The sequence below is a fragment of the Streptomyces sp. NPDC090083 genome (assembly GCF_044747445.1).
Taxonomy (GTDB): domain Bacteria; phylum Actinomycetota; class Actinomycetes; order Streptomycetales; family Streptomycetaceae; genus Streptomyces.
In genome coordinates this window covers 181,156-201,758 of the sequence record NZ_JBIVED010000012.1, presented here as the reverse complement: position 1 = coordinate 201,758, position 20,603 = coordinate 181,156, and the positions used below count along the sequence as shown (strand labels likewise).

The window sequence follows — 20,603 nt, the reverse complement described above, 5'->3', positions numbered from 1 at the left end:
ACTCGGATGAGGACTCAGGTGCCGCTCTGGGGCGGTCAGTGCCACGGCGGACCTCCTTCGTACGGAGCGACCCCGTCAGCGTAGGCGAGAGGGCCGTCCTCGATCTCGTGATACGTCACCCGTACGAGTGTGCCCGTGACGTCTCCTCGCTCGGGCGCCCGCTGGCCGACGGCCGACCGCGAGCCGGTTCGCGCAGGTCGGGGACGTTGTCAGACCTGCGTGCCACACTCGCTGACATGACCGATCGCTGGGCGCTCGCCCCGGCCGAGGGCGGTGGCGCGGAGATCGCCGCCCTCGGTCCGGACGGGCTGCCCGCGGGCCCGGTGCGCCGCGAGCCGGACCTCGTCGAGGCCGTGCGCGCGCGACCGCACGTGAGCCGATGGGTGTGGCGGTCCACGGCCGAGGTGTACCCGCTGCTGCTCGCCGCGGGGGTGCGGGTGGAGCGGTGCTACGACGTGGAGGACGCCGAGACCCTCCTCCTCGGCCACGAGGGACGGCACGGCGAACCCCGGTCGGCCGCCGCCGCGCTGGCCCGTTCGCGGGGCGGACCCGTGCCACCGGACCCGCCGCAGCGCGCCGCCGAACCGGGCGCGCAGTCCTCCCTCTTCGAACCGCAGAGCGTCCACCTCCCCCTCACCGACCTGCTCACGGTCTACGCCGAACAGCAGCGCCGGCATGACGCCACCTCCCACCCCGACCGGATGCGCCTGCTCACCGCCTCCGAGTCGGCGGGGATGCTGGTCGCCGCCGAGATGAACCGGGCGGGGCTGCCCTGGAGCGCGGAAGTGCACCGGGAGATGCTGCACGAACTGCTGGGGGACCGGTACGCGGGCGGCGGCGAGCCGCGCCGGCTGGCCGAGCTGGCGGACGAGGTGTCCGTCGCCTTCGGGAGACGGGTGCGGCCGGATCTGCCCGCCGAGGTGATCAAGGCCTTCGCCCATGCCGGGATCAAGGTCAGATCGACCCGCCGCTGGGAGATCGAGTCCATCGACCACCCGGCCGTGAAACCGCTGCTGGAGTACAAGAAGCTGTACCGCATCTGGGTCGCCCACGGCTGGTCCTGGCTGCAGGACTGGGTGCGGGACGGGCGGTTCCGGCCGGAGTTCCTCGCGGGCGGGACGGTCACCGGACGCTGGGTCACCAACGGCGGGGGCGGGTTGCAGATCCCCAAGGTCATCCGGCGTGCCGTGGTCGCCGACCCCGGCTGGCGGCTCGTCGTCGCCGACGCCGACCAGATGGAGCCGCGCGTCCTCGCCGCGATCTCCCGCGACCCCGGGCTGATGGAGGTCGCCGGGCGCGCCACCAACCTCTACCAGTCCGTGTCCGACCGCGCCTTCTCCGGCGACCGCGACCAGGCCAAGATCGCCGTGCTCGGCGCGGTCTACGGCCAGACCTCCGGCGACGGCCTCAAGAACCTCGCCGCGCTCAGACGCCGCTTCCCCAAGGCGGTGGCCTACGTCGACGACGCCGCGCGGGCCGGTGAGGAGGGGCGCCTCGTCCGGACCTGGCTGGGGCGGACCTGCCCACCGGTCGCCGGCGGCGAGGACGCGACGGAGGAGGCGGGCATCCCCCAGGACGATCCGGTCACGGCCCCCACCGACCAGGGCTGGGTGCCGGGTTACGCCTCCACCAACTCCCGCGCCCGCGGCCGTTTCGCCCGCAACTTCGTCGTCCAGGGCAGCGCGGCCGACTGGGCCCTGCTGATGCTCGCCGCGCTGCGCCGGTCCTGCGCGGCGCTGAAGGCCGAGCTGGTCTTCTTCCAGCACGACGAGGTGATCGTGCACTGCCCCGAGGCGGAGGCCGAGACGGTGGCCACCGCGATACGCGAGGCGGCCGACCTCGCGGGCCGGCTGACCTTCGGCGAGACACCGGTCCGCTTCCCCTTCACGGTGGCGGTCGTCCAGTGCTACGCGGACGCGAAATAGCCCCTACGGCCCGGAGTTTCGACGCGCGTCACACCACACCGGGCCAACAGCTCGCCGAGTCCTTGGAAGACGCCATGCTCGCCGGTCCCGCCGGTCCTGTCGGTCTCGTCAGTCCCGTCGAGAAGCGCGTCGACGTCCCCATACGGAATACGGAACACGGGATACGGGATACGGGACACGGGCACTACGGGATACGGGCACTACGGGCGGGCATCACGCCCCGCTCAGATGACCGGCGGTCGCCCCAGCCGGGTCAGCCGCCACACCGTGCGCCACCGCATCGGGCGTCGCTCCCCCGCCCCTTCCCGCACGCCCTCCACGAACCCCCCGAACCACGCCCGGAGCCCGGCCACCGACCGGGTCCGTACGAGCGTGAGCAGCGTCCAGACACCCAGGTGGACCGGGATCAGCGCGAGCGGGAGTCGGCGGCGGACCAGCCAGACGCGGTTGCGGGCGGTGACCCGGTAGTAGATGGCGTGCCGGGCGGGCGAGGTCTTGGGGTGCTGGAGGAGCAGCTCGGGGGCGTAGCGGATGCTCCAGCCGGCGTCGGCGGCCCGCCATGCGAGGTCGGTCTCCTCGTGCGCGAAGAAGAACTCGGCCGGCCAGTCCCCCGTCTCGGCGAGCATCGCCATGCTGAGCGCGTGCCCGCCGCCGAGGAACCCGGTGACGTAGCCGCCCTGCATCGGGTCGCTCGCGCCGACCCGGGGCACATGGCGCCGCTGGGTCTCCCCGTGCTCGTCGGCGATCCTGAACCCGACGATGCCCAGGCGCGGTTCGGCCGCGTACAGGTCCCGTACCCGGCGCAGCACGTCCGCGTCGACGAGGAGTCCGTCGTCGTCGAGTTCGACCACGACGTCCACGTCACCGAACGCGCGGAGCCGGGCCAGGCCCACGTTGCGTCCGCCGGGGCAACCGAGGTTCTCGTCGACGTCGATGGTGGTGACCTCGCCGGGCAGGGAGAGCCGGGCGGCGAACTCGGGGAGCCTGCAACCGTTTCCGACGATCACGATGCGGGTGGGCGGGAGGTCCTGTTTGGCCACGGACTCGAGGAGCGCGTCGACCTCCGCGGGCCGGTTTCCCATGGTCACCACGGCGACGGCGATCCTCGGCTCGACCACGTCTCTCACTCCATCCGGCCATCCGGCGATGCCCGCGCACGGACCGCGCAGCACTCTCCGTTCACCAAGATGTTGCCTCAGATCGACCGGTTGCCACGACTCAAGTTCATTTTGCGGCACCTTTGTTGTCGCTTTGCCGGTTTTCCCTCCGCCGCACGAACTTCAGCCCCGACCAGTCGTCCCCCAACGCGGCGACCTTCACGTCGACGACCCCGAGCGGGAGGAAGAGGTCCCGCAGATGGTTCTCGGTGAGGTCGCTCGTATGGCCGGCGGCCTTGCGCGGCCAGGCGATCCAGAGCATGGCGCTGTCGGCCAGCTCGCGGACCAGTTCCGGTCCCTCCGTGTCGAGTTGCCGCCGTTCCCGGTAGAAGGCGACGGTCACGTCCGCACCGCGCGGGCCACCGTCGACGACCTCGCAGCCACCGGGAAGCCCGGGAATGCCCCAGCCGTCGGGGGCGTGCCGCAGCCCTACCCGGTGACCGGGCTTGGCACCGATCTTCTTCGCGAGGGGAGTACCGGAGTAACCACCGGCCGCCGTAGGGGAGTTGGCCATGCCGTGAACCTCCGGGCAGTGCGAAAGGAATGCGCCGACCATCGACGGCGGGCCCGTCCATCAGCCAGCCGGTCAGTCAGCCCGCTCGTCCATCCGTCCGCCCATCCGTCTGGGGGGGCACAGCGACGACGTCAGCGAGGTTCCCGCTCGCCCTCTTCGCCCCTCGCACTTCTGGCCGAGATACAGTCCCGCAACCAACCCCGACCGACTCCACCCAAAGCAAAAGCCCCAGGTCACGGCGAGTGAGTCCTGAGGCTTCCACAGAGCCGCCTTCGGGATTCGAACCCGAGACCTACGCATTACGAGTGCGTTGCTCTGGCCATCTGAGCTAAGGCGGCGCGCTGTCCACACCATGGTGCGATCAGCAACGTCGGAAAGTCTACACAGTTTCTGGGGGTGCTCCGTACACCCCCTGGCCGCACCCCGTCCCGCCCCCGTCCCCGCCCCCACACACGCTACGAACAGCGCTTCCCCGCCGCCGGCGCCGTCCCCCGCAGCAGGTACGCGTCGATCGCCGTGTCGATGCACGAGCTGCCCCGGCCGTAGGCCGTGTGGCCGTCGCCGACATACGTGAGCAGCCGGGCCGACGACAGCTGCCGGGCCAGGGACTGGGCCCACGGGTACGGTGTCGCCGGATCGCGGGTCGTGCCGACGACGACGATCGGCGCGGCACCCTTCGCCTCGATGCGGTGGGGTTCGCCCGTGGCCCTGACCGGCCAGTACGCGCAGCTCAGGGACGCCCAGGCGAGGCCGTCGCCGAAGACGGGGGACGCCTTCTCGAACTCGGGGAGGGCGTGTTCGACCTGGTCGGGGGAGGTGAACGCGGGCGGGAGGTCGAGGCAGTTCACGGCGGCGTTGGCGAACATCAGGTTCGAGTAGCGGCCGTCGGCGTCCCGCTCGTAGTAGCTGTCGGAGAGGACGAGCAGGCCCGCGCCGTCGTGCTCCTTCATCGCCGACGTCAGCGCCTCGCGCAGCTGCGGCCAGGCCGCCTCGTCGTACATCGCCGCGATCACGCCGGTGGTGGCGAGCGCCTCGCCGAGCTTGCGGCCGTCCGCGTCGCCGGTGGGGATCGGGTGCGCGTCGAGCTTCTTGAAGAACGCCTTCAGGTTGTCGCCGACCTGCCCCGGCGTCGTACGCCTGCCGCCGAGTGGGCAGTCGGTCTGCCGTACGCAGTCCTTCGCGAAGGACTGGAACGCCGTCTCGAAGCCCGCCGTCTGGTCGAGGTTCATGCGGCGTGCGGGCAGGGACGGGTCCATCGCGCCGTCCAGGACGACGCGGCCGACCCGGCTGGGGAAGAGTCCCGCGTACGTCGAACCGAGGAACGTGCCGTACGACGCCCCGACGTACGTCAGTTTCCGGTCCCCCAGCACCGCCCGCAGGACGTCCATGTCCCGCGCCGCCTCGACTGTCGAGACATGGCGCAGGAGGCCGGCCGAATGTGCGCCGCAGCCTTCCGCGAACTTCTTGTACTCGTCGACGAGTTCGCCGGTCTCGTGCTGGTCGTCGGGGGTGGTGTCGGTCTGCGTGAACGTGTCCATGGCCCGCCCGCCGAGGCATTCCACCGGCTCGCTGCGGGCCACACCGCGCGGGTCCATCGCGACCATGTCGTAGCGGGCGCGGATCTCCGCCGGGTAGCCGATCCCGGCGTACTGCTGGAGATAGCCGACCGCCGAACCGCCCGGCCCGCCCGGGTTCACCATCAGCGAACCGAGCGGCTTGCCCTTGCCGGTGGCCTTCTTGCGCGCGACCGCGAGCCGGATGTCACCGGCGCCGGGCTTGGCGTAGTCCAGCGGCGCCTTCATCGTGGCGCACTCGAATCCGGGGACACCGCAGGTGTGCCAACTGAGCTTCTGCCCGTAGTACGACGTCAGCGTGGACGGCGTCGCCCGCGGCAGCGCGGCCAGCGCCACGTCGGCGGCCGGACTCGCCGCCGTCGTCGAACCTCCCGAGGAGCACGCGGACACGAGCAGTGCGGCCACGGCCAGGAACGCGCCACCGGCCCTGCGAGTACTGCCGCGCTGACTCCCGTTCTGAGTCCGAGCCCGAGTCCGATTCCGGCCCCGGCGACTTGGACCGATCTGGACCTCGGCCTCGCTGGGCTGACTCGGCTGACTCGGCTGACTGCTCCGGCTGGGCCGGCGGAGGGGGCGCCTGATCTGCATCGCCCGAGCGTAACGCTGCGCGATCTCTTGAATGCCGTACGTGCATGATCGGCCCCGGACGAGTTACGCCGTCAACCTCGCACCCGTCTCACTCACGCCCACCCCGCTCATGCCCGTCACGTCCGTCACCCGTCGGCCAGTCAACCCGGCGCCGCCCGATCGGCCACCCCAGCGGACCACCCCGCTCAGCCGACCACCCCGTTCAACCCACTCCACCCACTCACCCCGCTCTGAGCGCCAGCGTCATCGCCTCCACCGCGAGCAACGGCGCCACATTGCGGTCGAGCGCCACCCGGCACGCGCCGATCGCCTCGATACGGCGCAGCGTGGACTCCGGCGACCCGGCCCGCGCGAGCCGCTCCAACGCGTCCTCGGCGTCCGCGTTGGCGATCGCCACCCGGGAACCGAGCTGGAGGGCGAGCACATCCCGGTAGAAGGCGGTGAGGTCCGTCAACGCCAGGTCGAGGCTGTCGCGCTGCGTACGCGTCCTCCTGCGCTTCTGCTTGTCCTCCAGGTCCTTCATCACCCCGGCCGTGCCACGCGGCATCCGGCTGCCCTGGCCGCCGCCCATGGCCGCCTTCATCTCCTCGGTCTCCTTGTCGTCCACCTCCTCGGCCAGCTGCTTGGCGTCCTCGGCGGCCGCGTCCACCAGCTCCTGGGCGGCCTTGAGACACCCGCCGACGTCCTCGACGCGCAACGGCAGCTTCAGCACGGCGGCCCGGCGCTGGCGGGCGGCCGGGTCGGTGGCCAGGCGGCGGGCCCGGTCGACATGGCCCTGCGTGGCGCGCGCGGCGGCCATGGCCACGGCGGGCTCGACGCCCTCCCGGCGGACGAGCAGGTCGGCGACGGCGTCGACCGAGGGCGTGGTCAGGTTCAGGTGGCGGCAGCGGGAGCGGATCGTGGGGAGGACGTCCTCGATCGAGGGGGCGCAAAGGAGCCAGACCGTGCGGGGAGCGGGTTCCTCCACGGCCTTGAGGACCGCGTTGGCCGACTTCTCGTTCAGCCGCTCGGCGTCCTCGACCAGGATGATCTGCCAACGGCCCGTCGCCGGTGAGGTGAAGGACTTGCGGACCGTGTCCCGCATGTCGTCGGCGAGGATCTGCGTGCCGACGGCGGCGACCGTGGTGACGTCGGCGTGGGTGCCGATCAGCGCCGTATGACAGCCGTCGCAGAAGCCGCAGCCGGGGCTGCCGCCGAGCGCGCGGTCGGGGCTCACGCACTGCAGCGCGGCGGCGAAGGCGCGCGCCGCCTGGTTGCGCCCGGCGCCGGGCGGACCCGTGAACAGCCAGGCGTGCGTCATCTTCGACGCCTCCGGCGGGGCGGTGCCGGTGGTCGCGGCGGTGACGAAGGCGTCGGCGTCCCGAGCGGCGGCGTCGAGCTGCTCGCTCACCTTCTCCTGGCCCACCAGGTCATCCCACACCGTCATGGGTCACCGGCCCTTTCGTCACGCTTCGAGTCACGGAATCCATTGTGCGGGCCACCACTGACAACGGGGGCCGAGTGCTGTGCGCGACGCCGATCAGGGAGAGCGGCGGCGGGTGCGGGCCGCTGACGTGGAGACGGGTGCGCGAGGCGAGGCGCGGGTCACCGACCCGCCGCCTGCCGCGCCCCGGCTCACAGCACCGTCAGCCCCGCGCGCCCGTCACGGTCAGCCCGACGCTCCCGCCCTCAGCCTCGACGTCCCCGTCCACGACCCCGCCCGCGACCGGTGTCGTCGTCGTGGTCGCCGTCCTCGCGCGGGCCGAGCAGTTCGTCGGCCAGGGAGGGCAGGTCGTCCAGCGGAGTCTCCTCGGCCCAGTCGGGGCGCGGCCGGCGCCGCGGTGTGCCCTGCTCGTCGACCTGGGGCAGCTCGCGGGTGCGGTCCTCTCCGCCGTCGGCACGATCGCCCGGCCGCTCGTCCCGGAAGTACCCCGCGGGCACCCGGTCCGAAGGACCCTGGTCCCGCACCGGCGGCAGCACCGCGGTCTCGTCGGCCGGACCGGACGGAACGGGCGGCAGCACGGCCGTCTCCTCCGCCGCGGACACCGGCGGCAGTACGGCTGTCTCGTCCGCCGCGCCCGCGGGAGCCGACGGCTGCGGCAGCTCGGTCGTCGCCTCGGAGTCGCGTACGTCGGAGTCGCGCTTCTCGGCGTCCGGGGACACCGACCGCAGCACGGCCGTGTCCTCCGCCGACCGGCCACCCGAACCAGAAGCCGCACCGCCACCAGCACCGGCACCGGCACCGGCACCGGCACCCGACGGCTTCACCACCGGCGTCTGGACGGTCGACGCCTCGGGCCTGACCTCCGGGACCGGCGGAACCGTCGGCTGACGGGCGGCCCGCTCCGCCGCGGCCGCCGCCTCGGCCGCCAACCGGCGTGCCTCCTCGGCCGCGAGCAGGGCCGCCTCGGCCTTGCGCTGCTTCTCCAGTCGCCGGGCCTCCGCGTCCGCGCGCAGCCGGGCCTCGTCCTCGGCCTGCTTGCGCAGCCGGTCGGCCTCCGCCCTGCGGCGGGTCTCCTCGGCGGCGCGGGCCTCCTCCTCGGCGAGGAGGCGGGCCTTCTCCTCCTCGGCACGCCTGCGCGCGTCCTCGGCGCGCTGCCTGGCCTCCTCGGCCTGGCGCTCGGCCTCGCGGCGCTGGGCCTCCTCCAGCTCGCGCCGCTTGCGCTCCTCCTCCTCGGCGCGCAGCTGGGCGAGCTGCTCCTGGCGCTCGCGCTCCAGGCGCTCCTCCTCGGCCTTGCGGGCGGCCTCTTCCTCGGCCTTGCGGCGGGCCTCCTCCTCGGCGGCCTTGCGCGCCTCCTCCTGGGCCTTGATCTCGGCCTCGGAGAGCGGCAGGACGGTGTCGAGGCGGTGCCTGATCACCGTGGTGACCGACTCGGGCTCCTGGCCCGCGTCGACCACGAGGTAGCGGCCGGGGTCGGCGGCGGCCAGGGTGAGGAAACCGGACCGTACGCGCGCGTGGAACTCGGCGGGCTCCGACTCCAGTCGGTCCGGCGCCTCCGTGAACCGCTCGCGGGCGGTCTCCGGGTCCACGTCCAGCAGGACGGTCATGTGCGGGACGAGTCCGTCGGTCGCCCAGCGGTTGATGCGGGCGATCTCGGTCGGGGACAGGTCGCGGCCCGCGCCCTGGTAGGCGACGGACGAGTCGATGTAGCGGTCGGAGACGACGATCGCGCCGCGCTCCAGGGCGGGCCGTACGACGGTGTCGACGTGTTCCGCGCGGTCGGCGGCGTAGAGCAGGGCCTCCGCGCGGTGGGACAGTCCCGCCGACGACACGTCGAGCAGGATCGACCGCAGCCGCTTGCCGACCGGGGTCGCGCCGGGCTCGCGGGTCAGCACGACCTCGTGTCCCTTGCCCCTGATCCACTCGGCGAGTGCCTCGGCCTGGGTGGACTTGCCGGCGCCGTCGCCGCCCTCCAGGGCGATGAAGAAACCGGTGGTCGCGGGCACCGTCTCGGGGTCGTCGCCGCCGAGCAGCGCGTCCCGCAGGTCGTGGCGGAGCGGCACTCCCGCGCGGTCGTCGACCTTGGCCAGGACCAGCGCGGCGACCGGCAGCAGCAGGGCGCCGACCAGCATCAGCGTGAACGCGGCACCGCCGTGCGCGAAGACGAACTTGCCGTTCTCCAGGCGGTGCGGGCCGATCAGCGCCGCCACCAGGGGGGCGATCAGCGCGCCGAGCGCCACCGCGACCCGGACGACCGCGTGCAGGTGCTCGGTCGTGCGGGCCTTGCGGTAGTCCTCGGCCTCCTGGTCGAGCAGGGTGTGCCCGGTGTTGGCGGCCACGCCCGCGCCGATGCCGGCGAGCGCGACGATCAGCAGCACCGTGGTGACGTCCGGGACCAGGCCGGCGGCGAGCAGCGCGATGCCGGTGAAGGCGATGGCGAGGGTCAGCAGGCGGCGGCGCGACAGCGTGGGCAGCAGCGAGGGCGCCGTACGGATGCCGATCACGACCCCGCCGGTCAGGCCGAGCACCAGCAGCCCGAAGGTCACCGGGCCGCCGTGCAGATCCTTGGCCTGGAGCACGGACACGGCGACGGCGGCGGAGATCGCCCCGGCGACGGCCGCGCAGGCGGTCACGAGCAGCGCGATGGCGCCCGTACGGCCCTTGTCGACGCCGGTGCCCGTGCGCGGGCGGCGCAGCCCTTCGAGGGGCGACCGCGGGCGCGGGGTGCGGATTCCGGGCAGCTCCAGGGCGGTCAGGACGGAGAGGGACGCGGCGAACAGTCCGGCCGCGACGTACGACCCGAGTGCGGCCTGGTGCTGGTCGAACCAGGCGACGCCGGTGCCCAACAGGTTGTTGAGCAGGGCCGCGACGACGAGTGCGGCGGCGGCGAGCGGGATGGCCACGAAGCTCGTGCGCAGCGAGAGCCGGCGCAGCGCGTCCAGGTGGTCGGGCAGCGGCCGGACCGTGGCGCCCTCGGGCGGCGGGGCCGGCAGCAGGGCGGGCGCGGCGCTCTCGCGGCACACCGTCCAGAAGCGCTCGGCGACTCCGGTGACGAAGGCGGTCACCAGGAGCACCGCCAGTGCGTTGTCCGGAGTCCAGTCGATCCAGAGGGGGGCGACGATCAGCAGCGCGGCCCGCAGACCGTCCGCGCCGACCATGGTCCAGCGCCGGTCGAGCGGCCCCTCCTGGGAGGTGAGCGAGGTGAGCGGGCCGAGCAGCACCGCCCCGAAGAGCAGCGTCGCCAGGACGCGCGCCCCGAAGACGGTCGCCACCGCGAACGCCACACCCCGGTAACCACCGCCGAACGAGCCCTGGGCGATCGCCGCCTGGAAGGCGAGCACGACCAGGACCAGCAGGGCGAGGGTGTCACCGACACCCGTCACGAACTGCGCACTCCACAGCCGCTTGAGCTGCGGTTGGCGCAGCAGGGCGCGGACGGCACGCTCGCGGGAGTCCGCGACAAGGGCGTCGTCGGGGGCCGGCTGGTGGCCCGTTGGCTGCTCGGCTGGCGTCATGCTTTCAGCCTATCGGCAGCCACCGACAACAAGCCGCGCCCGCCCGGAGCTGCACACACCCCGACACCAAAGTGATGCCGGGGCGTGCGTTTCGCGACCTTGTGGTGCAGGAAGCGTGACCTCGCCGATGCACGGGAGACGTCCCGACGGACCGTCAGTTCCGGTCCGCCAGGCCTCCGTCGTCAGCCGTCGGTCATCGATCGCAGTCCTGGTCCGTCGGTCCTGGTCCGTCGGTCCTCGTCCGTCGGTCCTCGTCCGTCAGTCCTCGGACGTCACCTTGGAGGAGGCCGTCTTCTTGGCGGTGGTGGCGGCCGTCGTCTTCTTGGCGGTGGCCGTCGTCTTCTTCGCCACGGTCTTCTTGGCCGTCGTCGTCTTCTTGGCGGGCGCCTTCTTGGCCGCCGCCTTCTTCGCCGGGGCCTTCTTCGCCGTCTTCTTGGCGGGCGCCTTGGCCCGCTTCTCGGCGAGCAGCTCGTAGCCGCGCTCCGGGCTGATGTCCTCGACGCTGTCGCCGGAGCGCAGGGTCGCGTTGGTCTCGCCGTCGGTGACGTACGGCCCGAAACGGCCGTCCTTGACGACGACGGGCTTCTCGCTGACCGGGTCGGTGCCCAGTTCCTTCAACGGCGGCTTGGCGGCGGCCCGGCCGCGCTGCTTGGGCTGGGAGTAGATCTCCAGCGCCTCTTCGAGGGTGATCGTGAAGAGCTGGTCCTCGGCCGTCAGCGAGCGGGAGTCCGTGCCCTTCTTCAGGTACGGCCCGTAGCGCCCGTTCTGCGCGGTGATCTCCACGCCCTCGGCGTCCTTGCCGACGACGCGGGGCAGCGACATCAGCTTGAGGGCGTCGGCGAGCGTCACCGTGTCCAGGGACATCGACTTGAACAGCGAGGCCGTGCGCGGCTTGACGGCGTTCTTCCCGGTCTTCGGGGTGCCCTCGGGGAGCACCTCGGTGACGTAGGGGCCGTAGCGGCCGTCGCGGGCGATGATCTGGTGGCCCGACTCGGGGTCGGCGCCCAGCTCGAAGTCGCCGCTCGGCTTGGCGAGCAGTTCCTCGGCGTGCTCGACGCTGAGCTCGTCCGGCGCCAGGTCCTCGGGGACGTCGGCGCGCTGGTGGTTGTCGGAGTCCTTCTCGCCGCGCTCCACGTAGGGGCCGTAGCGGCCGACGCGCAGCATGATGTCGTTGCCGACCGGGAAGGACGACACCTCGCGGGCGTCGATCGCGCCCAGGTCGGTGACGAGTTCCTTGAGGCCGCCGAGGTGGTCGCCGTCGCCGTTGCCGGCCTCGGCGGCGCCGCCGACCTCGCCCTCGCCGAAGTAGAAGCGGCGCAGCCACGGCACGGCCTGGGCCTCGCCGCTGGCGATGCGGTCGAGGTCGTCCTCCATCTTGGCGGTGAAGTCGTAGTCGACGAGCCGCCCGAAGTGCTTCTCCAGGAGGTTGACCACGGCGAAGGACAGGAAGGACGGCACCAGGGCGGTGCCCTTCTTGAAGACGTAGCCGCGGTCGAGGATCGTGCCGATGATCGACGCGTACGTCGACGGGCGGCCGATCTCGCGCTCTTCGAGCTCCTTGACGAGGCTGGCCTCGGTGTAGCGGGCCGGGGGCTTGGTGGCGTGCCCGTCGACCGTGAGTTCCTCGGCGGTGAGCGCGTCGCCCTCGGCGACCTGGGGCAGTCGGCGCTCGCGGTCGTCCAGCTCGGCGTTCGGGTCGTCGGCGCCTTCAACGTAGGCCTTCAGGAAGCCGTGGAAGGTGATCGTCTTCCCGGAGGCGCTGAATTCGACGTCCCGGCCGTCGGACGAGGTGCCCGCGATCTTCACGGTGACGGAGTTGCCGACCGCGTCCTTCATCTGGGAGGCGACAGTCCGCTTCCAGATCAGCTCGTAGAGCTTGAACTGGTCGCCGGTCAGGCCGGTTTCGGCGGGCGTGCGGAAACGATCACCCGAGGGGCGGATCGCCTCGTGCGCCTCCTGGGCGTTCTTGACCTTCCCGGCGTACACGCGCGGCTGGGCCGGCAGGTAGTCGGCGCCGTACAGCTGCGTCACCTGGGCGCGGGCGGCGGTGACGGCCGTCTCGCTCAGGGTCGTGGAGTCCGTACGCATGTAGGTGATGTAGCCGTTCTCGTACAGCTTCTGCGCGACCTGCATCGTGGCCTTCGCGCCGAAGCCGAGCTTGCGGCTGGCCTCCTGCTGGAGCGTCGTCGTACGGAACGGCGCGTACGGAGAGCGTCGATACGGCTTCGACTCGACGGACCGGACGGCGAACCGCGTGTCCTCCAAGGCGGCGGCCAGCGCGCGGGCGTTGGCCTCGTCCAGGTGGAGGGTGTTCGCGCCCTTGATCTGGCCGAGGGAGTCGAAATCACGCCCCTGGGCGACGCGCTTGCCGTCGACCGCCTGGAGACGGGCGACAAGGGTCGACGGGTCGCTCGCGTCCCCGGCCCGGCCGGTCCCGAAGGTGCCGGTCAGGTCCCAGTACTCGGCGGAGCGGAACGCGATGCGCTCGCGCTCCCGCTCGACGACGAGCCGGGTGGCGACGGACTGGACACGGCCGGCCGACAGGCGCGGCATGACCTTCTTCCAGAGGACCGGCGAGACCTCGTAGCCGTAGAGGCGGTCGAGGATGCGGCGGGTCTCCTGGGCGTCGACCATCAGCTGGTTGAGGTCGCGCGGGTTGGCCACGGCGGCGCGGATCGCGTCCTTGGTGATCTCGTGGAACACCATGCGCTTGACCGGGACCTTGGGCTTCAGGACCTCCAGGAGGTGCCACGCGATGGCTTCGCCCTCGCGGTCCTCATCGGTGGCCAGGAAGAGTTCGTCGGAGTCCTTGAGCAGGTCCTTGAGCTTCTTGACCTGAGCACGCTTGTCGGCGTTGACCACATAGATCGGCTCGAAGTCGTGGTCGACATCCACACCGAGGCGGCGGACCTCGCCGGTGTACTTCTCGGGCACCTCCGCGGCGCCGTTGGGAAGGTCGCGGATGTGCCCGACGCTCGCCTCGACGACATATCCGGGGCCGAGGTAGCCCTTGATCGTCTTCGCCTTGGCAGGGGACTCGACGATGACGAGTCGGCGGCCGCCGTGTGCGGTCTCGCTGGTCGGGGACAACTTCGCTCTTCTCTCCGGTCGACGCTGGGGCCTCCCCCAAGGTCTCTTCCCCCGGGGTCGGGTCATGGTGACGCTGCGGAGTGTGACGGTACATCCCGCCCCCGTGTCAAACGGGAAAAGCCCGCAACGGCCACTCGAACGGTAACCCGACTACCGCCATTCCTGCCGCCCGGAGTCCCCACCGGCCTTCTCGGAGCCGTCCGGGGAGTGATCGCCCGGTTGCCCGCCGGCAGTCCGCCGGTGGTCCGTGCCGGGGCTACGGCGCGCTGCTCAGACGTGCAGGAAGCACCAGGTGCCGAGGAGGAGGGCGGCGAGCGCGACGAGGCTCGCGAGGGTCGCCGATGCGACCGGGTTCACACCCTGGGCGACGGGTTCGCGGTGCCGGACCCTGACCACGGTCCACAGCAGCAGCGCGGCCCCGAACAGGGCGAACACCAACCCCGCGAAGATCGCTGGCCCGCTCTCCATGTGTGTCCCCTCCCGGCCGGATGCCCCGGTCCCGGAGGCTGGCACCCGCGGGCGACGGGCGGGCCAACCCCGGGTGAACTCGCGGCACACAGCGCTCAGGCGGCCGGGCCGGGGGACGATATCGCGCCCGTCGTCGGGGAGCGGTCCGCCTTTCCGACGGTGCACACGACGGAGTCGAAACCGGCCTTCCAATTGTTCTCGTCGGACAGATACCCGAAGACGGAACGGTCGGATCCCGGTGCCCAAGTCGACTCGAACCTGTTGCCGCACAGGTTGTTCGCCTGCCGCAGCGCGTCCTCGAACGCGGTTGCCCTCGGAGCGGTCACAGAACCGATCACCTGGTCGGTGTGCCGATCGGCGCAGCCGGTGAGAGTCGCGAGGAAGTACGTCGTGTGATTGACGTACAGCCAGCAGTCGCCGACGCTCATCTCGGTGGTCCACACGTTCGACCCGGTCTTCCGGAAGTGCCCTATCGCGCCACCGATCGGCACGTGCCTGCCGAGCACGAGACACGCCGTACCGCTGTCGGCCGCCCCGAAGCCGGCCTCGGTCGGCGTGAGCGCGTAGACCCCCGCGTCGGGCAGCGCCCCGGCCACGCCCTTCACCTCCCCCGCGCACCGAGCGCCTCCGTGATCCCGTGCGTCGGCGAAGTCCCTCGCCGGGTCGACGGCCATCACCTGCCCGTCCGGCACGCCGTGCGCACAGTCCACGACCCCCAGTTCGGGCCGCGACACGAAGGCCGTCCCGGTCCACTCGGCGCGTACGCAGTCGCCGGCCCGCAGCGCCTTCTTGAGCCCGACGTCAGCGCCGTACGGATAGCCAGCACCGGCCCCGGCCCCGGCCCCGGAGGACGAGGATGCGGACGGCTCGCCGGGTGACGCCGCCTTCGTCGCGGCCGGGTGCTTGCCGCCACCGCTCAAGGAGGTCACGGCCCAGACTCCCCCGACGACGAACAGGACGACGGCCACGACCAGCGCGAGCACGGCACCGCCTGATGGCCGCCGCCTTGCGCCTCTGTGTGCTGGATGCGGTGGATGCGCCGGACCACGGTCGGCGGGCCCCGGTCCACCGGGATATGTCGGGCCACGGGCAGCCGTGTACGGGGGTGTTGGTGGGGTGGCCTGGTGGGGGTTCGGGTGGGCGGCGCGGCGGGGGCCTGGGTGGGGCTGCTCGTCAGGGGTTGGGGGGTTGCTCTCGTAGCGGTTCCCTTGGCCGTGCGGGGTGCCCTTGGGCGAGCTGGGGTGGCGTTGCGGGGAGTACAGGGAGGCGGCAGGGGGTGGGGAGTTGGGGGTTAGTGGGGTGTTGAGGACGGGTGGGGTATTCGGGGTGTTGGGGGTCGGCGGAGTGCCCTGGGCGCGTGGGGTCCGCGAGATGCCTGGCGAGGGCGAGATGCCAGGGGTGCCTGGAGTTTTGGGGGGCGGCAGGGTGGCCGGCGTGGGCAGGTTGTCAGGGGTGTACGGAGTCTTCGGGGTGCCCGTGGGATGAGAGGTGTCGGAGGATTTCGGGGCCTGCGGGGCGCCTGGGGTGTGCGGGGTCTGCGGGGTACCTGGAGGGCGCGGGGGCGGCGGGGCGTCTGACGTGCGGGAGGCATCAGGGGTGCACGGGGCCTGCGAGGTGCCCGGAGTCTCCGAAGCGTCCAGGCTCTCCGGCGTTTCCGAGGTCTTCGGCGTACCTGGAGTCTGCGGGCTACCCGGATAGGGGCGCCCTCCAGGCATGGAGCCTCCGAGGGCTTCCGCAGATCGGTCACCGTACGGCGCCGGGTCCTGGTGTGTGGCCCCAGACTCCCCCGGGACCCGCGGGGCATATGGACCGCCTACGTAGGGACCGCCCATCGTGTATCCCGTTGGCCTGTCCGGGAGTTGACGCCGGGACTCACCGGGGAGTTGGCCTCCCTCATCGTCCCGGAGCCGGCCTCGTGCCCTGTCCGGCATTTGCCCATCAGGCTCACTCTCCACGTGGCCGGGCTGGTCTCTCCCGACGTGGCCAGTGACCCCGTCCGGGGCATCTCCGGACGGACCACTCCTTGAGTAACCGGGCAAGCCACGCCCACCCCGACCGGACGCACCATCTGCGGCAATCCACTGCGGCTTGTCAGCCGAGCCCCGATCACCCTCACCCGAGCCGAACCCGTCCGATGCCGAGTCGGAACCACCCCGGTCCGAGCCGTCCCCCTCCGATGTCGAACCTGAACCCCGTTGCCCCGAACCGAAGTCATCCGTTGCTGGGCCAAGTCCCTCCGGCGCCGCACCGAACCCACCCGGTACCGAACCAGAACCCCCCACCGGCACAAACCCCTCCGGCAGCGGCCCGAACCCATCCACCCCCCGGCCGAACTCACCCCCGTCGACACCGCCGACGAACGAGTCCCTGTCCGCCCCCACACCTAACTCGTCCCCATCCACCACCACCCCTGCCGCATCCCTGTCCACACCCCGACCAGACGCACCCCCACCCACGACCCCCGCACTCCCAGCCGCCGCCCCAGCCCCCCGCGCTCCCCGAACCACCCTCTCCAACCCCCGCGCAACCCTCTCGGGCGACCACCTCAACGCCGGGTCCTTCACCAGCAACCCCCGCAGCACAGGCCCCAGTTCGCTCGCGCGGACAGCCGACGTCGGCTCCTCACCGAGCAACACCGTGAACGTCGCGAAGTCGGAGTCGTCACCGCCACCGCTGTCACTGTCGCCATCGCTGTCACCGCCGAACGACCCCCGCCCCTCCACCGCGGCATACAGCGTCGCGCCGAGCGAGAACAGATCCGCCGCTGCCGTGGGCGGCTCACCGCGAGCCCGCTCCGGGGCGAGGAAGTCGGACGTGCCGTGGCTGCCCGCCGTGGCGCTGGGCCGGGGTTCAGGAGGCTCGGGCCGGATTCCGGTGCCGTAGCCGGTGAGCAGTACGCGTGCGTACGGGTCACCCGAAGTGTCCGGCGCCAGAAGGATGTTGGCCGGTTTCACATCCCCGTGCGGGATGCCGACCCGGTGTCCGGCGCCGAGCGCGTCGAGGACGGCCAGCCCGATGCGGGCCACCCGGGCGGGCGACAGCGGGCCGGAACGCCGTAGGACCCGCTGAAGGTCGATGGCATCCGGGACGTACTCCATGACGATCCAGGACAGGCCATCGTGGATCACCACGCCATGCACGGTCACCACGTGCGGATGACCGCGCAGCCCTGCCGCGTGCTGGGCCTCGCTCCGCGCCCGCACGATGCGCTGAGCCCGCTCGCCGAGACCCCCCGGCACGCCCTCCCACACGTCCAACGCGCCCCACACGTCCGACGAGCCCCGCACATCCGGCGCACCCCGCACACCCGGCGCACCCCGCACATCCGGCAGCGGCATCTCCTTGACGGCGACCTCGCAGGCCAACTCCTCGTCGTACGCGAGCCATACACGGCACGCGCCACCCGAGTCACCCACACCATCCGGGCCAAGCCTCCGCAGCAACCGATACCGGCCGCCGACGATCCTGCCCTCGCCCTGTTCCGCCGTGCCCCCGCCCATCACGCCTCCACCGAGACGGCGCGCCTCCCCCGAGGACGCGTGGAACCTGTCTCTGAAAGTAGCCTCGCACCCGCCACTGACAAGAGGTCTTTTCCACACCGGATCCGAATAATCACACCGGATACGGACACACGCGACTCACGGGCGCGCACAGGCCCCACCCGTGACGCCGGGCCGCACCGCGCACTGCACCCGCCGTAGCCGATCCACGCTCGGCACCCACCACACGGCACCCGACACACGACGCATGGCCCACCGCCCCCACCGCCCCGCGCAAGCCCTCCACAGCCTCAAGCGCGACGGCCGACCCCACCCACGCCCACGCCCACGCCCACATCCACCCCACTCAGCCAACCGGCTCCAAGAACCCCTGCTCCACCAGCAACCGGATCTGCGCCGGCGTCCGATCACGGAGCAGGACCGGGTCCTCGCCCACGAGTTGGGCGATCGCGTCCAGGATCCGCCCGGCGCTCAGCGTGCCGTCGCAGACGCCCGCGAAGCCCGCGCCGACCGTGTCGACCTTGGTCGCGCGGCGCATCCCGAGGTGCTGGCGCAGCACGACGTGCTCGGGGTCCTCCGCTCCGGGCAGCCCGACCTGTTCCTGGATGATCTCGGGGGCGAGCCTGAAGTGGGCGGCGAGCAGGGCCGCGTCGTCATGGGCGCGCAGGTAGTCGATCCGGTCGAAGTGCTCCCGGACGGTGTCCCCGAGCGGCTGCTCGACCGGGTGCGGCCACTCCTCGACGGTGATCGAGGGCGCGTCGGAGTCCGTCCTGCGCAGGGTGATCCAGCCGAAGCCCACGGCCTTGACCTTGCGCGCCTCGAACTCGTCGAGCCACGCGTCGTACAGCGCCTCGTACGCGGCCGTGTCGCCCCGGTGGTCGCCCGCGTCCCTGAGCCACAACTCGGCGTACTGCGTGATGTCCTGGACCTCGCGCTGCACGATCCAGGCGTCGCATCCGCGCGGCACCCACGAGCGCAGCCGGTCCTGCCAGTCCTCCCCCTCCACGTGCTGCCAGTTGGCGAGGAACTGCGCGAATCCGCCCTCGCGCAGCCGGTCCCCCGCCTGCTGAACGAGCGACCGGCACAGATCGTCCCCGCCCATCCCGCCGTCGCGGTACGTCAGCCGCGCGCCCGGCGAGATCACGAAGGGCGGGTTCGACACGATCAGGTCGTACGTCTCGTCGTCCCGGACCGGCGCGAAGAGCGAGCCCTCGCGGAGGCCGGCGGCCTGCGCGCCGGACAGCGCCAGGGTGAGCGCGGTGATGTGCAGGGCACGGGGGTTGAGGTCGGTGGCCGTCACGCGCGTGGCGTGCCGGGACGCGTGCAGCGCCTGGATGCCGGAGCCGGTGCCGAGGTCGAGCGCGGCGGAGACCGGCGTCCGTACGGTGATCCCCGCGAGCGTGGTGGACGCGCCGCCCACCCCGAGGACGACGCCCTCCTCCCGGCTGCCGATCCCGCCGGCCCCGCCGACCGCGCACCCCAGGTCGGACACGATGAACCAGTCCTCGCCGTCGGGCCCGCCGTAGGGCCGTACGTCCACGGTCGCGGCGACCTCGTCGGTGCCCACGGAGACCAGCCAGCCGCTCTCCAGGCACGCGGCGACGGGCAGGACGTCCGCCACGCGTGCGTGCGGTACGGGCTGCTGGAGCAGGAACAGCCGGACCAGCGTCTCCAGCGGGGTGTCGCCTCTGGTCGCCCGGAGCGCCGGCACGGTCTCGCTGCGGGCCAGCGCCGTGTACGCGGGGGCGCCGAGCAGTTCGAGCAGTCCGTCGGCGGTGAAGGCGGCGCCGAGCAGGGCGTCCCGGAGCCGGGCGGCGACCTCCGGGCGGTCGGATGCGGGCAGGGCGGGGAGGCTGGAGTTACTCACTCCCCCATTGTGGCGGCTCGCACCGACAACCCGCCCGGTGCCGACCGGCAACCCCCCGGGGCCGACCGGCACCCCGCCCCGTGCCGGGCGACACGGCCCCCGCGCAGCCGAAGGCCCCGGCACGCACGCGTACCGGGGCATCTTTCAGCACCTGAAAGATCGCTGCCGAGATCGCTGCCGAGATCGCTGTCTACAGGAGACGTCCTTCACCGGAGACGCCGGAGGAAAAACGCCCTCCAGGGACGTCATTTTCCGGGTCGGGTCACGCCGCCGACGAAGAAGCCACCGGCGTAGCCGTCTTGCAGGCTTCCTGCTTGGTCATCGCCTTGCCGACGTCGCCCTCTTCGAGGGTCTTCAGCGCGTCGTTCCCGCTGGTGCTGAGCTTGTCCAGGGAGGTCGCGATGTCCTTGAGGCCGTCCGCGAACTTCGCCTGGTCCTTGGTGTTCAGCGCGTCCACCTGCGTCTTCAGGGTGGCGTACGACGTGGAGATGTCGTTGAGCTCCTTGACGGCGTCCTGCTGCTTCTTCGCGCCGTTGTCGACGTCCGGCGCCCCGGCAGAGTTCACGGCGGCCCCGATCGCCTTGTAGGCGTCGGACATGTCCTGGAAGGCCTGTGCGTCGGTCTTCTGGACCTCTTCCGGGGTGCTGTTGTCCGAGGTCTCCTTCTGGATCGCCGTGTTGGCGGCCTCGATCTTCTTCGCCTGCGGCTGTACCGCGACGCAGACCTGCTTGGCCCAGGCGTCCAGCTTGGCGTTGCTGTCGTCGCCGCTGCCGCCGCATCCCGACAGCCCCAGTACCAGTACCGCACCGCCGGACAGTGCGAGCGCAAGCTTCTTGTTCACCGGATCGGTCCCTTCCATGGCTCTCGGCCCCGGAACATACACGGCGGACGGGCCACACCTCCGGACCCAGGGTCCGATAGCAGACCTTTTGGAGCTATTTGCACCAAGCGAGAGAAGGCTCACGGCGAGGTCCTGGACACAGCG

At 72.0% G+C, this 20,603-nt stretch carries 11 protein-coding genes, 1 tRNA gene and 1 pseudogene; 1 reads left to right on the top strand and 12 read right to left on the bottom strand.

Annotation, left to right across the window (positions count from 1 at the left end):
• Positions 1-236: 236 nt before the first annotated feature.
• Complete coding sequence (locus ACIPTO_RS34365; protein WP_401198626.1) at positions 237-1,925, top strand: bifunctional 3'-5' exonuclease/DNA polymerase; 1,689 nt, start codon at positions 237-239, stop codon at positions 1,923-1,925.
• Between the two features lie 224 nt (positions 1,926-2,149).
• Here the strand turns inward: ACIPTO_RS34365 and ACIPTO_RS34360 are convergent, their stop codons facing one another.
• The 12 genes and pseudogenes from ACIPTO_RS34360 to ACIPTO_RS34305 form a co-directional block, all read right to left on the bottom strand.
• Positions 2,150-3,043 (bottom strand): glycosyltransferase, encoded by an 894-nt coding sequence (locus tag ACIPTO_RS34360; RefSeq protein ID WP_366322309.1) that lies wholly within the window; start codon positions 3,041-3,043, stop codon positions 2,150-2,152.
• Between the two features lie 106 nt (positions 3,044-3,149).
• A complete protein-coding gene (locus ACIPTO_RS34355; RefSeq protein ID WP_401198624.1) occupies positions 3,150-3,596 on the bottom strand; it encodes a DUF3052 domain-containing protein in 447 nt (148 codons plus the stop codon).
• A 264-nt stretch (positions 3,597-3,860) separates the two neighbouring features.
• Positions 3,861-3,934 (bottom strand) — tRNA-Thr (locus ACIPTO_RS34350).
• Positions 3,935-4,051: 117 nt separating this feature from the next.
• Positions 4,052-5,581: an alpha/beta hydrolase gene (locus ACIPTO_RS34345; protein ID WP_401198713.1), complete on the bottom strand. Its 1,530-nt coding sequence runs from the start codon at positions 5,579-5,581 to the stop codon at positions 4,052-4,054.
• A gap of 397 nt (positions 5,582-5,978) precedes the next feature.
• Positions 5,979-7,184 (bottom strand): DNA polymerase III subunit delta', encoded by a 1,206-nt coding sequence (locus ACIPTO_RS34340; protein WP_266769882.1) that lies wholly within the window; start codon positions 7,182-7,184, stop codon positions 5,979-5,981.
• A 242-nt stretch (positions 7,185-7,426) separates the two neighbouring features.
• Positions 7,427-10,693, bottom strand: coding sequence for a dTMP kinase (tmk, locus tag ACIPTO_RS34335; protein ID WP_401198622.1), 3,267 nt, complete (start codon positions 10,691-10,693; stop codon positions 7,427-7,429).
• Positions 10,694-10,951: 258 nt separating this feature from the next.
• Positions 10,952-13,783, bottom strand: a complete 2,832-nt coding sequence (gene topA / locus ACIPTO_RS34330) for a type I DNA topoisomerase (RefSeq protein WP_366322319.1) — start codon at positions 13,781-13,783, stop codon at positions 10,952-10,954.
• A gap of 270 nt (positions 13,784-14,053) precedes the next feature.
• A complete protein-coding gene (locus ACIPTO_RS34325) occupies positions 14,054-14,251 on the bottom strand; it encodes a hypothetical protein (RefSeq protein ID WP_366322320.1) in 198 nt (65 codons plus the stop codon).
• Between the two features lie 95 nt (positions 14,252-14,346).
• A complete protein-coding gene (locus ACIPTO_RS34320) occupies positions 14,347-15,234 on the bottom strand; it encodes a septum formation family protein (protein ID WP_401198721.1) in 888 nt (295 codons plus the stop codon).
• A gap of 1,554 nt (positions 15,235-16,788) precedes the next feature.
• Positions 16,789-17,589: pseudogene (locus ACIPTO_RS34315) on the bottom strand (serine/threonine-protein kinase); the annotation flags it as partial.
• A 508-nt stretch (positions 17,590-18,097) separates the two neighbouring features.
• On the bottom strand, positions 18,098-19,618 hold the full coding sequence (locus ACIPTO_RS34310) for a methyltransferase (RefSeq protein ID WP_401198619.1): 1,521 nt from the start codon (positions 19,616-19,618) through the stop codon (positions 18,098-18,100).
• A gap of 262 nt (positions 19,619-19,880) precedes the next feature.
• Positions 19,881-20,477: a small secreted protein gene (locus tag ACIPTO_RS34305; RefSeq protein WP_366322324.1), complete on the bottom strand. Its 597-nt coding sequence runs from the start codon at positions 20,475-20,477 to the stop codon at positions 19,881-19,883.
• Positions 20,478-20,603 lie beyond the last annotated feature (126 nt).

What these genes read in the sequence shown, in the direction of transcription:
- ACIPTO_RS34365 (WP_401198626.1), top strand. Translation starts at nt 237, where the DNA reads ATGACCGATCGCTGGGCGCTCGCCCCGGCCGAGGGCGGTGGCGCGGAG.
- ACIPTO_RS34355 (WP_401198624.1), bottom strand. Translation starts at nt 3,596, where the DNA reads ATGGCCAACTCCCCTACGGCGGCCGGTGGTTACTCCGGTACTCCCCTC.
- ACIPTO_RS34340 (WP_266769882.1), bottom strand. Translation starts at nt 7,184, where the DNA reads ATGACGGTGTGGGATGACCTGGTGGGCCAGGAGAAGGTGAGCGAGCAG.
- tmk (WP_401198622.1), bottom strand. Translation starts at nt 10,693, where the DNA reads ATGACGCCAGCCGAGCAGCCAACGGGCCACCAGCCGGCCCCCGACGAC.
- ACIPTO_RS34325 (WP_366322320.1), bottom strand. Translation starts at nt 14,251, where the DNA reads ATGGAGAGCGGGCCAGCGATCTTCGCGGGGTTGGTGTTCGCCCTGTTC.
- ACIPTO_RS34305 (WP_366322324.1), bottom strand. Translation starts at nt 20,477, where the DNA reads ATGGAAGGGACCGATCCGGTGAACAAGAAGCTTGCGCTCGCACTGTCC.